The sequence below is a fragment of the Parahoeflea alexandrii genome (assembly GCF_027214025.1).
In the GTDB taxonomy this organism is placed as follows: Bacteria; Pseudomonadota; Alphaproteobacteria; order Rhizobiales; family Rhizobiaceae; genus Hoeflea; species Hoeflea alexandrii_A.
In genome coordinates this window covers 783,732-799,020 of record NZ_JAPWHB010000002.1, presented here as the reverse complement: position 1 = coordinate 799,020, position 15,289 = coordinate 783,732, and the positions used below count along the sequence as shown (strand labels likewise).

General features: G+C 58.9%; 15 protein-coding genes. 7 read left to right on the top strand and 8 right to left on the bottom strand.

Going from position 1 to position 15,289, the window contains the following annotated elements; genetic code table 11:
* Nucleotides 1–14 precede the first annotated feature (14 nt).
* The 3 genes from O4H62_RS10000 (at nt 15) to O4H62_RS09990 (ending at nt 3,963) form a co-directional block, all read left to right on the top strand.
* Entirely contained in the window at nt 15–740 is a 726-nt protein-coding gene (locus tag O4H62_RS10000; RefSeq protein WP_269387394.1) for a Crp/Fnr family transcriptional regulator, read from the top strand.
* A 468-nt stretch (nt 741–1,208) separates the two neighbouring features.
* A complete protein-coding gene (locus O4H62_RS09995; RefSeq protein WP_269387392.1) occupies nt 1,209–1,907 on the top strand; it encodes a PAS domain-containing protein in 699 nt (232 codons plus the stop codon).
* 391 nt (nt 1,908–2,298) lie between these two features.
* Nucleotides 2,299–3,963: an electron transfer flavoprotein-ubiquinone oxidoreductase gene (locus O4H62_RS09990; protein ID WP_269387391.1), complete on the top strand. Its 1,665-nt coding sequence runs from the start codon at nt 2,299–2,301 to the stop codon at nt 3,961–3,963.
* A gap of 289 nt (nt 3,964–4,252) precedes the next feature.
* Here O4H62_RS09990 and O4H62_RS09985 read toward each other — a convergent pair whose 3' ends face one another.
* The 3 genes from O4H62_RS09985 to O4H62_RS09975 all read right to left on the bottom strand — a co-directional run bounded on the left by O4H62_RS09985 (nt 4,253) and on the right by O4H62_RS09975 (nt 7,629).
* A complete protein-coding gene (locus O4H62_RS09985) occupies nt 4,253–4,798 on the bottom strand; it encodes a YaeQ family protein (RefSeq protein WP_269387390.1) in 546 nt (181 codons plus the stop codon).
* 614 nt (nt 4,799–5,412) lie between these two features.
* On the bottom strand, nt 5,413–5,790 hold the full coding sequence (locus O4H62_RS09980) for a hypothetical protein (RefSeq protein ID WP_269387389.1): 378 nt from the start codon (nt 5,788–5,790) through the stop codon (nt 5,413–5,415).
* A gap of 66 nt (nt 5,791–5,856) precedes the next feature.
* Entirely contained in the window at nt 5,857–7,629 is a 1,773-nt protein-coding gene (locus O4H62_RS09975; RefSeq protein WP_269387388.1) for a methyl-accepting chemotaxis protein, read from the bottom strand.
* A 115-nt stretch (nt 7,630–7,744) separates the two neighbouring features.
* On the opposite strand from O4H62_RS09975, the gene O4H62_RS09970 reads away from it, so the two are divergent.
* The gene (locus O4H62_RS09970) at nt 7,745–7,951 is read left to right on the top strand and encodes a hypothetical protein (RefSeq protein WP_269387387.1); all 207 of its coding nucleotides are present in this window, start codon (nt 7,745–7,747) and stop codon (nt 7,949–7,951) included.
* A 378-nt stretch (nt 7,952–8,329) separates the two neighbouring features.
* Here the strand turns inward: O4H62_RS09970 and O4H62_RS09965 are convergent, their stop codons facing one another.
* The 3 genes from O4H62_RS09965 to O4H62_RS09955 form a co-directional block, all read right to left on the bottom strand.
* Nucleotides 8,330–9,829: an AMP nucleosidase gene (locus O4H62_RS09965; protein ID WP_269387385.1), complete on the bottom strand. Its 1,500-nt coding sequence runs from the start codon at nt 9,827–9,829 to the stop codon at nt 8,330–8,332.
* Nucleotides 9,830–9,946: 117 nt separating this feature from the next.
* Nucleotides 9,947–10,120 (bottom strand): hypothetical protein, encoded by a 174-nt coding sequence (locus O4H62_RS09960; protein ID WP_269387383.1) that lies wholly within the window; start codon nt 10,118–10,120, stop codon nt 9,947–9,949.
* 24 nt (nt 10,121–10,144) lie between these two features.
* The gene (locus tag O4H62_RS09955; RefSeq protein WP_269387382.1) at nt 10,145–10,315 is read right to left on the bottom strand and encodes a hypothetical protein; all 171 of its coding nucleotides are present in this window, start codon (nt 10,313–10,315) and stop codon (nt 10,145–10,147) included.
* 316 nt (nt 10,316–10,631) lie between these two features.
* Between O4H62_RS09955 and O4H62_RS09950 the strand changes: the two genes are divergently transcribed.
* Together O4H62_RS09950 and O4H62_RS09945 are read left to right on the top strand one after the other, a co-directional pair.
* Complete coding sequence (locus O4H62_RS09950) at nt 10,632–11,849, top strand: GGDEF domain-containing protein (RefSeq protein ID WP_269387381.1); 1,218 nt, start codon at nt 10,632–10,634, stop codon at nt 11,847–11,849.
* Nucleotides 11,850–11,965: 116 nt separating this feature from the next.
* Nucleotides 11,966–12,667, top strand: coding sequence for a glutathione S-transferase family protein (locus tag O4H62_RS09945; protein ID WP_269387380.1), 702 nt, complete (start codon nt 11,966–11,968; stop codon nt 12,665–12,667).
* 85 nt (nt 12,668–12,752) lie between these two features.
* Here O4H62_RS09945 and O4H62_RS09940 read toward each other — a convergent pair whose 3' ends face one another.
* Nucleotides 12,753–13,094 (bottom strand): DUF2147 domain-containing protein, encoded by a 342-nt coding sequence (locus tag O4H62_RS09940; RefSeq protein WP_269387379.1) that lies wholly within the window; start codon nt 13,092–13,094, stop codon nt 12,753–12,755.
* 465 nt (nt 13,095–13,559) lie between these two features.
* On the opposite strand from O4H62_RS09940, the gene O4H62_RS09935 reads away from it, so the two are divergent.
* Nucleotides 13,560–13,826 (top strand): sel1 repeat family protein, encoded by a 267-nt coding sequence (locus O4H62_RS09935; protein ID WP_269387377.1) that lies wholly within the window; start codon nt 13,560–13,562, stop codon nt 13,824–13,826.
* Between the two features lie 166 nt (nt 13,827–13,992).
* Here O4H62_RS09935 and O4H62_RS09930 read toward each other — a convergent pair whose 3' ends face one another.
* Nucleotides 13,993–15,105: a pyridoxal phosphate-dependent aminotransferase gene (locus O4H62_RS09930; RefSeq protein ID WP_269387376.1), complete on the bottom strand. Its 1,113-nt coding sequence runs from the start codon at nt 15,103–15,105 to the stop codon at nt 13,993–13,995.
* Nucleotides 15,106–15,289: the final 184 nt, after the last annotated feature.

Here is a 15,289-nt window from a genome sequence, read left to right as displayed (position 1 = left end):
CCAATGAGGATTTGATGGACGCGCCGCGCAAAGACATCCACAATTCCGACATTCCTGCGCTCTGCCGGGCCTGCGAAGCGCGCCACAGGGGCGTCTGCGGGGCGCTGTCGGCAGATCAGCTTGTCAGTCTCAACAAGCAGTCGACCCGCAAGCGCATCGATTCCGGGGTGGAGCTGATCGGCGAGACCCAGCAAACGGACAGCTATGCCAACATCATATCCGGAGTGGTGAAGCTGACGAAGATGATGGCGGACGGCCGGCAGCAGATTGTCGGACTTCAATTCGCACCCGATTTCCTCGGGCGGCCGTTCCGCTCCGACAGCGGGATCACGGCGGATGCGGCGACCGAAGTGAATATCTGCAGTTTTCCCAGAACCACGATCGAACGCATGATCAGGGACACGCCGATGCTTGAGCACAAGTTGCTGGAGCAGACCCTGAAGGAACTCGATGAGGCGCGCGACTGGATGTTGACGCTCGGGCGGAAGACCGCGTCGGAGAAGGTCGCGAGCTTTCTTTATCTGATCGCCACCCACGTCAACCCGGAAATGGATGAAGGTTCCGTCAGTTTCGAACTGCCGCTGACGCGCTCCGACATCGCCGACTTCCTTGGACTGACCATTGAAACGGTGAGCCGGCAGATGACGAAGCTGCGCAAGGACGGGGTCATCCTGATCCGGAACAATCGCAAGGTCGAAGTCCCGGACCTGACCAGGCTGGCTGAACGAGCATCGCATTAGCCTCGCTGCAGATCTCCATGTTGCCTTCCCCGTTCATTCACTGCACAGGTCTGCGCCGGGGGCAGGCATTGCATTGCGCACGCGGTGATCGAGGGCTTGACGGGATGGTCCGGGATGTTGGTCGGCGTCTTTAGAAAAAAAACCTGAATTTCTTATGAGCCACAAGAGGATGCCTGGTTGTCGATGTCAGCCTGCGCCATCGGGCAAAGAAAGCCTTCGGGCAGTCCTTCCGAGTGGAGGTTTATGGTTGATTATCGAGCAAATAGAGTGTGTTGGCTTCTGCCGGTCAAATTATTTTTATTGTGGACACGGTGTGTTCGCATGTCATTGGTCTTAGCGGCGCGTGTTTCAGTCCGGCGTTGATCGGTTCAGGTCAAACCAGGGAGACTTCAGTCGACTTGCGAAAGATCGGAAAATACTACTATACAGGAACTTCTAAAGTAGCCGGGGAAGACAATCGAGGGCTTGATGCTATCCGCTCTGATCCAGAAATTTGACCAGCTTGGCAATGAACTGCTTCTTGCCGTGCGTCATGGTGATGAAAACGAAATCAATCGCGTCGATGCCCAACTCCTACCGTTGACCCGTCAGATATTTGACTTTGAGGCCCGTGATCACAACGAGATCATGGCGCAGATAGCCTTTTTCAATCGTCTTGCGATGAAGAACTGCGAGGATGACAGCAGTGTAAGGCGCTACACGACAATGATGTCGACCTTGTTTGTCCGGTACCTCGAATCGACCCGCGGCCCGAGGCCTCTGGCGCCCAAGAAAGAAATGCACCCGTTGCCGGAAGGCTATGATCCTGCCCTGCATGAACTCATTCTGGACTCGCTGCAGGAGCGGGTCGCAGTCTTCGACCTCGATTATCGCTATATCTACTGCAATCGACGCAACGCCGAATTTCACAACAAGCGTCCGTCGGACTTCATCGGCCGCCACCTGCTCGACATGATTGACAGCAACCGGTTCCAGACCAGGGCGAAGCCGCGAATCGACCAGTGTTTCGGCGGTGCCCGCCTTTCCTACACCTACGAAGCAGCGGACGCTCATGGACGGATGTTCGAGATCAATTGCCGGATGACGCCGCTGACAGTGCCCGGCAATGCCATCGCCGGTGCGGTTCTCGTCCTGGATATGCAACCGATGTTTGCCCGGATGGCCTGAGCGCCGGACCGGACGTGACCTCGCTGACGTTCGCTTGCGTGGCGGTTCGCAATGCGTATCCCAATGGCGGTGATCGGACCTTTCCAAATCACACGATCCGTTCTCCTGCGGGCAATGCTCGTCGTGGGATGGGTTGTTCGCGGTGCTTCCTGACGTTTACGTTCACGTCAATATTTGCTAGAGAACAATGCAAAACCTGTCGCATCCCGGCTCGACTTCGGTCGCGTCATTTGCCAAACAGGATGTAACGGCCGCGAGGCCAGCCGGTGTTGCCTGGAGGGCGGGCGGTCCTGCCCGGACTTCCAGCCTGAAACGCCGGGCCCGATGTTGTGTTGAATCTGCGCGTCTGCCTCGCCAGGGCGTCGCCGGATCAAAGAGGTGAGGACGTCCGATGACTGATGTGAATGAGCTTCCAGAGCGCGAGAGCATGGAATTCGATGTGGTGATCGTGGGCGCGGGACCCGCCGGTCTGTCGGCCGCGATCCGGCTCAAGCAGGTCAATCCGGACCTGACAGTCGTTGTTCTGGAAAAGGGTGGCGAAGTCGGCGCGCATATTCTCTCGGGCGCGGTGGTGGATCCGATAGGCATCGACAAGCTCATTCCCGATTGGCGCGACGACCCCGAACATCCGTTCAAGACGCCGGTCAAGGCCGACCATTTCCTGGTGCTCGGACCGGGCGGATCGGTCAGGCTGCCCAATTTCCTGATGCCGCCGCTGATGAACAACCATGGCAACTTTATCGTCTCGCTGTCCAACGTCACCAAGTGGCTGGGCGGACGCGCCGAGGCGCTGGGCGTCGAGATCTATCCGGGATTTGCCGCCACCGAGGTGCTGACCGACGAGAACGGGGCCGTGATCGGCGTCGCGACCGGTGACATGGGCGTGGAGCGCAACGGCGAGCCGGGTCCCAACTATGCCCGCGGCATGGCGCTGCTCGGCAAGTACGTGCTGATCGGCGAGGGCGTGCGCGGCTCGCTGGCCAAGCAGCTGATCTCGAAATTCAAGCTCGACGAGGGCCGCGAGCCACAGAAATACGGCATCGGCCTGAAGGAACTATGGCAGGTCAAGCCGGAGCATCACAAGCCCGGCCTAGTGCAGCATTCGTTCGGCTGGCCGCTGGATCTGAAGACCGGCGGCGGGTCGTTCCTGTATCACCTCGAGGACAACCAGGTGGCGGTCGGCTTCGTCGTCCACCTCAACTACAAGAACCCGTGGCTGTCGCCGTTCGAGGAATTCCAGCGATTCAAGACCCATGCGGCGATTGCGCCGGTGTTCGAGGGCGCCAAGCGGCTCGGCTATGGCGCGCGCGCTATTTCGGAAGGCGGCTGGCAGTCGGTGCCGAAGCTTGCGTTCCCGGGCGGCGCGCTGATCGGTTGTTCGGCCGGCTTCGTCAATGTCGCCCGCATCAAGGGATCGCACAACGCGGTGCTGTCGGGGATGATGGCGGCCGAGCACGCCGCCGAGGCCATCGCGGCGGGCCGGGCGCAGGACACGCTTGAGGGCTACGACGCGGCCTGGCGCACGTCCGAGATCGGCAAGGATCTGAAGAAGGTGCGCAACGTCAAGCCGCTGTGGTCGAAACTCGGCACCATCGGCGGCGTGGCGCTGGGCGGTCTCGACATGTGGCTCAACACCCTGTTCGGCATCTCGCCTTTCGGCACGATGGGGCACGGCAAGCCGGATTACGCAGCGCTCGAGCCGGCATCGCAGCACAAGAAGATCGACTATCCGAAGCCGGACGGCGTGCTGACGTTTGACCGGCTGTCCTCGGTGTTCCTTTCAAACACCAACCACGAGGAAGACCAGCCGGTTCATCTGCAGCTCAAGGATCCGGCCTTGCAGAAAACCTCGGAACTCGAGGTCTATGGCGGGCCGTCCAACCGCTACTGCCCGGCGGGCGTCTATGAGTGGGTGGAGACCGATGGCACGCCGACCTTCGTGATCAACGCGCAGAACTGCGTCCACTGCAAGACCTGCGACATCAAGGATCCGAACCAGAACATCAACTGGGTGCCGCCGCAGGGCGGCGAGGGGCCGGTCTATACGAACATGTGAGGGCGGGGCAGGGCGGCGGCGCTACGGCCGGATGCACTTTGCTTGTAGCCGTGCCTTTGTGGTGCGGGCTTTGGTAATCCATATGTCTGAAAGCCGCTTTGGTCCATTTGGGTCCTCGTTGGACCTTAGGCCTTTATGGCTGAATGTCACTCGCGGCTCGAAGCAATAGTTTGCGTAAGCTCGGACGCCGCGGCGCAGCATTCTTGAATGCGGATAGTGGTGAGCCAGATTGGATTCTGCTGGGCGCCACCGAGCAACTCAAGCCCCTATTTCGCCCGCAACCCGTGCGTTATGCGGCACTCTTCCATTTCAACGGGGTGACGTAAACGATGCTTTCGCCAACACTGACCATCACCTCGCCGTCCTGGATATTGACCTGAATCTTCATCACGCGGCTTGCCAGCTTTGCCAGTTCACCGGTGTCTTTGTCGGAAAAATCGGTCACTTGCAGATTGTCAAAGCGGGAGACGCTGTTTTTCATCTTGTCCCACCACATCTCGGCGGTTCTGCCGCCATAGGGATAGACGATCACCTTTTTGGCTTTGCCGCAGGATTGGCGCATCAGCTTTTCGCTGGGACACCCAAGCGCCACCCAGACATCAAGTTCGCCGGTCAGACTCTTCTGCCAGATGTCCGGCTCGTCGTCGGTTGAAAGCCCCTTTGTCATTTCGAGATGCTCATGGGCATTGAGCGCAAAGGCCAAAATGCGCAGCATCAGCCGTTCATCTGTCTCAGAGGGGTGTCTCGCGACGGTCAGTTTATGGGTGTCGTAATAGTGACGATCCATGTCCGAGACTGAAAGTTCGACTTTATAGATAGTGGCATTTTGCGCCATGAGATGTCCCAGAAATTCAAAGATCAGGATGCTTACTGCGTCTGATGCGATTGTGAAAGCAGATAAAAAACCACTGACAAAGGTGGCGAACAGGTGTCAGCAAGGTGTGTGGCCTGACTTCGTTTAATGCGTGGTCCGAACCAAGCCACGCCTTCGAGCCGGCGTAAAACACTGCGTATGGCCTCCCTCCTGACGTCGCGCGGTTGCCGCAGCGTAACCAGCAAACCCTTCATCCCGCCAGAGCGGGTTATCCGGTCGGTCATAGTCGAAGCGGCAAAGGCGGGGAACACTGGGGCGTTACATCGACCCAAGCCGGTGTGACGCGGGGAAAAAGATCAGGGCAGGAAACGGCCCAAAGCCGACTTTGGTGATGCATCCACTCAATGACCGCTTCGCGCCTTCATTCGGCCGTTCGACTGACATTGCGATTTCCCGAAAACCGACATTAGCATTGGCGTAGCTGAGCACCAACCGACTACTTCGGCGCATTTGTTGGGATCTTTGCGTCACGACCTTCACTTCCTTCAGGGGAAGATCTCGGGAAATGCACTCCGGGTTTTACCTATAAGCACGGGCAAACGGGGTTGAGATCATGACCTGACGGCGTCTTCGCGTTAAATTTCCTGATTTGTCACATGGCAACCCGCAGCGATTGCATCGAAGGCGTGAATGGCGCCAATGCCTGTCAATTTGCGGGAAAAGTCCGGGTCGGACGTAACAATGAAAATAATCTTTTCGGAATACCAGGAATCGACAATGGCAAGTCTGGGATCAGCCTCAAGGAGGCGCGCCATATTTTCCCTTCCATTTGATAGTGGGAAAAAGACGACGCCCATTGGGCGGTCGACAGCTGGCGGCGAAAAGTAGGGTGCAAGGCCCGTCACAAGGCTTGCCGAAACGCAAAGCAGGGCCATCAGGCTATAGGCAATCCAAGCCGGCGGCGCGGATTTCGTTTCGCTTTGATACTCTGACGCTGTCATCGCTGCTTGCATGTTCGGCGGGCACCTTGTTACTCAAAAAGGGCCAGCCGCCAATTCGGCGGCCGGCCTGCTTTTGCGTCAGAACTCTTCCCATGATGCTTCCGCAGCGGCACTGCTCGAACCCGAGAAAGCACCGGCGACCTTTTTGACCATCTGCCGGACCGGGGAGGCGGCACGCGCATCCTCATTCCTGGAGATGTCACGAGAGCCGTTAGACGCGGTGCTTGCAATTGGTGCCGAACGACTCGACACCTTGGTCGTGAACTTGCTCAGCAATGTGTTCAGCGTATGAACTTCGTCTGCCAGGGCATGACTTGCTGCGTTCGACTCTTCCGCCACTGCCGCATTCTTCTGGGTCGCCTGGTCGATCGAGTTGACGGCCGAATTGACCTCGCTAAGGCCAGAGGCCTGCTCCTTCGAGCCTTTAACGATCGCCTCGACATTGCTGGTGATTTCCTGGATCTGCTTGGCGATTTCTTCCAACGCTGTGCCGGTCTGGCCGACCAGCGCCACACCGTTCTTAACCTGATTGCCAGACGTCGTGATCAGGTCCTTGATCTCCTTGGCGGCCTTTGCGGACCGCTGTGCCAGCTCGCGAACTTCCTGCGCCACAACAGCAAATCCCTTGCCGGCCTCACCAGCGCGAGCCGCTTCGACACCTGCGTTGAGTGCCAGCAGATTTGTCTGGAACGCAATTTCGTCGATAACCCCGATGATGTTGCTGATCTGGCCGGAGGACTCATTGATCCCGTCCATGGCGGCAATCGCGTCATTCACAATCTTGCCTGAGCGATCGGTATTGGCGCGTGTTTCGACGACCAGTTTCACCGCGTCTTCGGCACGTTTCGACGTGTCGCTCACCGTAGCGGTGATTTCGTCGAGTGCAGCAGCGGTCTCTTCAACAGATGCTGCCTGTTGCTCGCTGCGTTTCGCCAGATCGTCCGCGCCGCTGCGGATTTCGGCGGCACCAGCGCCGATTGTGGACGAACTTGAAGAGATGGCGTTCAGCGTGCTCTCGAGTTGTTCCACCGAACGGTTGAAGTCCGTCCTGAGCTTTTCGAACTCTTCAGGGAAAGGGTCGCTTAAATGCGTGGTCAAATCCCCGCGTGACAGCGCGGCCAGACCCTTGGCGAGATTTTCGACAACGAAGCGCTGGGATGCTTCGGTCTTCGCCTTCAACTCATTCGACTTCTGCTGTTCTTCGATGGTGAGCTTGCGGCTTTCCTCAGCCGCGTCGGCCATTTTCATCGCTTCGTTCTTGGAGGCATCAGCCTCTGAAACTGCGGACACATTGCTCTTCAGCGCCTGCTCGAACTTGACCGCCGCCAGAAGGAGTGGAGGAACCGAAACGAGAACGATCGTTGCATGAATGACAAGATGTATGAAGGCGTCGCCGGAGGCCGCATCCGACCAGATTATGGACGGCAGTGCGAATGTGAGGAGCAAATGGTGGCCAACGACAATCGCATTGTAAACCACCAGCGACCGCCAACACAGATAGAAGAGCATGAATGTGTTGACGATGAAGAACATCATGTGCGCTTCCTGAACGAATTCCGGTGGAAGCGAGGAGGCTGCGTAAATAAGCACGATCATCTGCACAGCAAAAGCGGCTCCCGTTACCGTACGGGCAGTCAACTCTTCTTTGTAGACTTTTATCGCGACTACCGATGCCACGGCCGCTGCTATCGCAAAAAAAGCAGTTATACTCACGCTTCTGTCGGATATGGTTGCAACGCCAATGTTCAGCAGTGCGAGTGCCGGTACAAAGAAGATGAAAAAACGATTCGCGTTCTTGCGTACTGCCTCAATGGTCAACGTGGTAAATTTCGCATCCAAGTTGTCGGACATGTGCCCCCCCCTCTTCAAGAGATGTATCCCCTTGGGGATGATTCCAAAATCTTAATTATTAGAATATAATAATTCGTAAATTCTTTCGCTCATCGGGCAGGCGAGTAATTTCATCATGAGTATGTGCAACTCTTCATTGACCGGCGCGCAGATGACGCGGGAACTGGATGCCTTTGCCGAGCGCGCGGCAACCTCCGCATGGTTGTTGGCGCGCTTCCCGACTTTCGGAGGCGCAGATTACTTTCATTCCGGGTCAAGCGGATGGAAATACTGGCGTTACAACGCCGGTATTTCGGCTATCGACATCTGTACATCCTGTTGATCCGACACGGAGGCCATCCGCGCCGCGCCGGGTATCTATTAGACCGGGACAGTCAAGGAACGGAATCTTCGCATGACAGTCGTTGGCGAACGGGTGTTCGCGGTTGGCGGCGTGTGAATGATCAGGATTGGGTCAAAAGCAGCCCTTGGATTGCCGACGGACGAAAGGCTGCTGTGTACATTACGTTACACAAAATCCGACCTTTCCCTTCCGTCCCCAGACCCGCCAATTGTTCATTCTGCAATAAATGATCACTCCCAGCCCGTTTCAGCCGTTAGTGAATAATCCGTCTTGGCCGCACCGCCCTCTTTGCAGATCTGGTTTGGGGCCACGGCCTTGAGAAAAGGCGGGATCCTCAGATCCCGCCTTTCCTGCCTGCTACTGAAACGCCGTCTCGAAGAAGCTTCTGAGCTTGCGCGAATGCAGCCGTTCGGGCGGCATGGCGGCGAGTTTTTCCATCGCCAGCAGCCCGATCTTGAGGTGCTGGTTGACTTGCGTCTTGTAGAAGGCGGAAGCCATGCCGGGAAGCTTGAGTTCGCCGTGCAGCGGCTTGTCTGAGACGCAGAGCAAGGTTCCGTAGGGCACCCGGAAGCGGAAGCCGTTGGCGGCGATGGTGGCCGATTCCATGTCGAGCGCGATGGCGCGCGACTGCGACAGGCGCTGCACCGGGCCGCGCTGGTCCCTGAGCTCCCAGTTACGGTTGTCGATGGTGGCCACCGTGCCGGTGCGCATGATGCGCTTGAGATCATAGCCGTCGAGGCCGGTGACTTCGGCGACCGCGTCCTGGACCGCGACCTGCACCTCGGCAAGCGCCGGAATCGGCACCCAGGCCGGAAGGTCGTCATCGAGCACGTGGTCCTCGCGCACATAGGCGTGGGCCAGCACATAGTCGCCGAGGTTCTGGCTGTTGCGCAGACCGGCACAGTGGCCGAGCATCAACCAGGCATGCGGGCGCAGCACGGCGATATGGTCGGTGATGGTCTTGGCGTTGGAGGGGCCGACGCCGATATTGACCATGGTGATGCCGCCATGGCCCTTTCGCTTCAGGTGATAGGCCGGCATCTGCGGCAGGCGCGGCGGAGCAACGCCCTCGGTGGGGCTGCCTTGGCCAAGCGGCGTGATCAGATTCCCGGGCTCGACAAAGGCCTCGTAGTCGCCATTGCCTTCGGACATAAGGGCGCGAGCATGAGCGCAGAACTCGTCGATGTAGAACTGGTAGTTGGTAAACAGGACGAAATTCTGGAAATGGTCCGGTGCGGTGGCCGTGTAGTGGGACAGCCGCGCCAGCGAATAGTCGATCCGCTGCGCCTTGAAGGGCGCCAGCGGAAGCAGCTCGCCTGGGGCCGGCTCATAAAGCCCGTTGACGATCTCGTCGTCGGTGGTGGCGAGATCAGGTGTGTCGAACAGGTCGCGCAGCGGTATCTCGAGCTTCTCAGCCACGGCCGCCTCGACATAGGCGCCTTCGCCAAAGGCGAAATGCAGCGGGATCGGCGTATCGGATTCCGACACTGTCAGCGCCCCGCCGTGGTTGCGCAGCAGGAGGTCGAACTGGGTGGTCAGGTAGCTGCGGAACAGCGAAGGCCGGGTGATGGTTGCGGCGTAGCGGCCAGGGGAGACCACGTGGCCGAAGGACAGTCTGGAATCGACCATGCCGAAGGATGTCGTCTCCAGGCTGATCTGGGGATAGAAGGCGCGATAGCGGCCTGCCGGTTTCTCGGTGGCAAGGCCTTGAAAGGCCTCGCACAGGAAGCGGGTGTTGCGATCATAGATGGCTTCGAGCGCCGCAACCGCGCTTGCCGCGTCGGAAAACTCCTGCGGTTTGACCGGTTCGGGTGAAATGAAGCCGTTGGCGATGGGGGAAGAGATTCGTTGGTTCATGCATCGTTATATACGAGAAATGATTACAAGGAAAAGACGATCTGCACCGAAAGGACCTTCAGCCGGTTGGCTGGATATTGCCGCTGTGCCTCTCTCTCTGCATGGACAGTTTTCCGCCTAGTTGCTGTTGCGCTTCAGACTGACATACAGAACGTATCCGGCGCCTGACAGGCCGGGACCCTTGTCGCCGGTCTGGGCGTAGGCGAAGGCACCGACGGGGCCGACCAGGAAGCTGACCAGGGCGGTGATGCGCAACAGCGTTGTGATGGAGTGCTGGATCCGGGTTTTCATGAAATCAATCCTTTGAAGGCGGCATCAGAACGATGCTGTGCAGTTCAGGCTGGGATGAAAGAGGCAGGCGCCGATCGCTCCGCTGTTCCAGCCGTTGCGGCGGCGATCGCTGTTGGCGACCGCTGCGGCCATCAGCAGTGCGAAGATCAGAAAGACCAGGCAGATGATGATGAAGCGTCGTGCGATGGTGCTCATGCGTCTCGTTCCCTTCTTGTGGAGGCAACATCGCATGTGCTGGCTGAACGGCACCTGAGACGGGCGTTCATCTGGCGTTCAAAGAGGTTAACCGGACAGGCTGACCCGATGTGTTGGCCGGGCCGGCAGGCTCCAGCATTGTGGTTTTGCCTCCCGCGTTGCGGCAGCTCGCGGGCGCTTGCCGACCCGACAGGCGGCGAAGTGTTTACCGATTGGTCATGCTATGAATTGAAAGCGCAGTGGCTTCGGCGCGGGATTATTGGAATGTAAAACTACACCCTTCATATTCGCACCCTCTAATCAAAAGGTTTGGAATATGAGAAGGCCTACGGATAACGACATAGATGGCCCCATACAGCGACCGGTGCTCGACTACCTGCTGCGGTTCGACAGCTGCACCGAAGCTCGCTATGAAGCCGAGCACGGTCGCTGGCGGGCGGCGCATTTGCGCCACACCATCCTCTTCGGTGTTCTGCTTTATCTCCTGCACGATATCTCGACCTATCTGCTGTTACCGGATCATTACTGGATCATCGTGCTGGTGACTTTGTTCGTGATTGTTCCGTGCTCGCTGGCGGTGGCCTATGCCATGGCGAGAGTTTCCTCCGGACTGAGGGAAATGCTGGCTTTGGGGGCCATTCTGACGGCTACGGCCTTGCCGGTTTTCATGCTCTATTATTCAGATGCACCGCACAGCACTCATATGAATACCGAAGTGATCCTGTGCATTGTCTTTGCCAACATGGCGATGGCGCTGAGGTTCCGTCATGCCCTGGTCTACTCATCCCTGGTTCTGCTCTGGGCCATCTCCGCAGTCTTGATGAAGCAGGGTGTTGATCCAGAGCTGAAGGTTGCATTGTGCTTTCAATTCGCAAGCGTGTGCCTGCTGACGACCTATTCCAACTACCTGTTTGAACGGCGCCGCTGCAGGGATTATCGCGTCTCGCTGGAAGCCAGGATGCGGGCGGAGACCGCCGAGACTTCGGAAAAGCAGTTCCAGGAAATGTCGAAAACCGATGCTCTCACCGGGCTTCCCAACCGGAGGTTCCTCGACGAGCGGCTGGAAGAGTGGTTTTCCGACGGCCGGCCTGCTGCCGTGATGATGGTCGATATCGATCATTTCAAGCTGTTCAACGACACGCTTGGCCATCCGGCGGGTGACGAATGCCTCAAGCTGATCGCCAACGCATTCCGGAGTGCATTCTCGGCACCCGATCTTTTCTGTGCTCGGTTTGGCGGCGAGGAATTCATTGTCGCGATCAGGGATGCCGAGGAACTGCAGGCTCGCCGTCTCGCCAATGCGGTTGTCAGGTCCATCGAGGCGCTCGGCATCGCCCATCCCGGCCGCAGCGACGGGGTGGAGGTCGTGACAGTCAGTGTCGGTGTGGCGCTGAAGTCCTCCGCGGAACCGGTTTCGAAAGCCGAGGTGCTGTCACAGGCCGACGAGGCGCTCTACCAGGCCAAACGCCGCGGCCGGAACCGGTTCGTGATGCGTTCCGAGGTCGCCGATCCGAGGATTGCGGTGAATTCGTAGCCGCATTTCAGGGCCTGTCACGCCCTGCCGTTTGGCGTCTTTCAAACGTCTCCTTCCGGGGATTGCCAAACAGCCGTCCATTCCACATCCTGCCCCAGGCAACATGAGGAATGGCGATGACCACCCAGACCAAACCAATCGAACTCTACTACTGGCCGACACCCAATGGCTGGAAAATCACGATCATGCTCGAGGAACTCGGCATTCCCTACGAGGTCAAATACATCAACATCGGCAAGGGCGAGCAGTTCGAGCCTTCTTTCCTGGCGATCGCTCCCAACAACCGGATGCCGGCGATCATCGACCCGGAAGGGCCGGGCAGAGAGCCGATTTCGGTTTTTGAATCGGGTGCCATCCTGCAGTATCTCGGCCGCAAGTTCGGCCGGTTCTATCCGTCGGACGAACGGGCCCGCACCGAAGTTGACCAGTGGCTGTTCTGGCAGATGGGCGGACTCGGCCCGATGGCCGGCCAGGCGCATCATTTCCGGCAATACGCCCCCGAGCAGGTTCCCTACGCGATCGAGCGCTATACCAACGAGGTCAACCGGCTTTACGGGGTGATGGACCGGCGGCTGGCCGGCCGGGATTATCTCGCCGGAGACTATTCGATCGCCGACATGGCGGCGATCGGCTGGGTCAGGCCCTACAAGAACCAGGGGCAGGATCTGGATGATTTCCCAAATCTCAAGCGCTGGTTCGAGACATTGATGGCGCGGCCGGCGGTGGAAAGGGGATGCAGCATCGGTATCGAATACCGGCGCAACCTCGCCGACGACAAGGATGCGCAGAAAGTGCTGTTCGGCCAGAAGGCGCGCTGATCAGGCCGGGATACAGAAAGACCCGCGCCGGAATGCCTGCGCGGATCTCCTCTGTGTCAGTGGCAGATGTCTGCGACGCCCGGGGTTACATCTTCGTCCAGGTCTGGCTTTCACACAGGATCTTGAGCACGCAGCCGGTCATCTTGAGCTTGGATCCGGAAAGCGAACCGCTGCCCGAATAGGTCTTGCCATTGGAGGGCTTGGTAATGGAGCCTACATAGTTGCCGCCGCCGGTGGCCTTCATCTTGCCGATCGATTTGCCTGAATATTCGCCGGACGTGAGCTTGATGCAGAAGGCATTCGAGCAACTGGTAATGAGAGCATTGTCGCCGGCCTGTGTTTTCCAGGTTCCTTCGATCGGATCTGCGAGCGCAGGAGCAGTCATGGCGGCCACAAGCGCGCCGGCAACAATCAATTTGCGGATCATGGTGTTCCTCCCAGGAGTATCAGCGCTTCCTCAAGCGCATTTCTTACTTAACTCGGATCTACGTAAAGATAAACTGGCATTTCTCAGGGAGCAGAATGGCCTTCACTGCTGCTGCAGCGGCGAGGCAATTTTCGTGTCTGCGTTGGGCTCTGGTCGGATTTTCAGAAAATGCGATGCATGTTTGGTTAGCCGAACGTAACTTTTCCGGCGCCGCCGAAAACGCCGGATTCGGTCAGTCTGGCCGGAACGCAACGGCTTGGATGTTTAACAGAATCCCAAGTTTACCAAGCGTTTGGACTTTGTTCGTTCCCAGTTAAGCATGCAATTTAACGCGCTTTTTAATCGATAACGGCACACTCCAATCCAACAAGACAGCGCCGGGGCAAACCGGACAGGCATGCAACAGACGGCTTCTCAGGAGCTGACAGGGACAACGAAATTCAACTTCTTACGGGGACTGGAAAAATGGCACGTTACGAAATTCACGATCACGATCAGGCACTCATCGGCGGCGAGGCCAAGGCCGACGTTTTCTGCGAAATGGGTCTGATGTATGCGACCGGACGCGAATGCGAAGTCGATTACATCGCCGCGCACAAGTGGCTCAACATTGCCGCGATCAAGGGCTCGGACCGGGCAGCCACGCTGCGCGCCGAACTGGCCGAAAGCATGAGCAAGGCCGAGTTGGCCGCTGCACTCCGCGCTGCACGCGAATGGATGACCATGCATTGATGCTGTTTCGGACGCGTCCCGACCGGACAATCCGACAGCGCTGCAATCTACCTCGAGGGGAACGAGGCGGGGGCCATAACTCCGGGCAAAACGGAGAGGCTTTCACATAGGCCGCGACTGACCATGACAGGTCGTTCGCGGCCTTTGTTTTTTGTCGTCGGGACGGTCAGCCGAGTTCGCTGACCACCTCCCCAAGCGCCCTCTCGAACAGCGCGATCTCCGGCTCCGGTCCTGTCGAGATGCGAATGCAGCGGTTGAGCGGTGCGACGCCGGGCATGCGGATGAAAATACCGCGGCTGACCAGGCCGTCGAGGATTGCCTTGGCGTAGGCCGCATCGCGGCCGCAGTCGATGGTGACGAAATTTGTGGCCGAGGGGATCGGTGTGAAACCTTGGGCTTGCGCGATTGCCGCGATCCGGTCCCGCGACCTTTCGACCTCGGCAATCACATGGGCGAGCCAGGCCTGGTCCTGCAATGCCGCGAGCGCTGCCACCTGTCCAAGCCGGTTGACGCCGAAATGATTGCGCACCCTATGGAACATAGACACCGTCTCCTCGACGCCAAAGACATAACCGACACGCTGGCCGGCAAGGCCATAGGCTTTCGAGAAGGTGCGGAAGCGGAGCACGTTGGGCATGTCGGCCAGCTCCGCAATAGCGGGCAGGGCGGAGGCGGGGGCGGTCTCGCCATAGGCCTCGTCGAGCACCAGCAGGGTGGTTTCGGGCAGGGCCCGGGCGAATGCGGTCACCGCTTCCGCCGCATGCCAGGTGCCCATCGGATTGTCGGGATTGGAGAGATAGACCAGGGCGGCGTTCTCGCGGCGCGCGGCGTCCAACAGGGCGTCTAGGTCCTCGCGGTCGTCGCGGTAGGGCACGGTCACCAGCCTGCCGCCAAAGCCCGCGACATGGAAATTGAAGGTCGGATAGGCGCCGAGCGAGGTGACGACCGGCGTTCCGGGATCGACGACCAGCCGGACGATCAGGCCCAAGAGCCCGTCGATGCCTTCGCCGACCACCACCCGTTCCGGTGCGAGGCCGAGATGGGCGCCAAGGGCAACCCGGAGATCATGGTTTTCCGGGTCGGCGTAGCGCCAACTCAGCGGTGCTGCGCGGGCAATCGCCTCGATCACCGACGGCGCCGGGCCAAAGCCGTTCTCATTGGCGCCAAGCCGGGCCACGAACGCCGCACCGCGCGCCCGCTCCTGGGTTTCCGGCCCGACAAACGGCACGGTGGGCGGCAGGGAATTGGCCAGGGCGGTGAAACGGGAAAAAGCAGGCATGGCGGGTTTTGTCCTGTGTCGATGGTGAGAAAGCCCTAGCGGCAATGGGACGAGGCTTCAAGCGGGCGGAGGGGTTTTGGGGTGGGCGATGGGGCCGACCTCCCCTCAAGGGGGAGTGAGGTTCCGCACCAGCGGGCAGAACATGATCGCCCCCGCTTTGCGTCAGGCGGCGGAGCGGATAAGA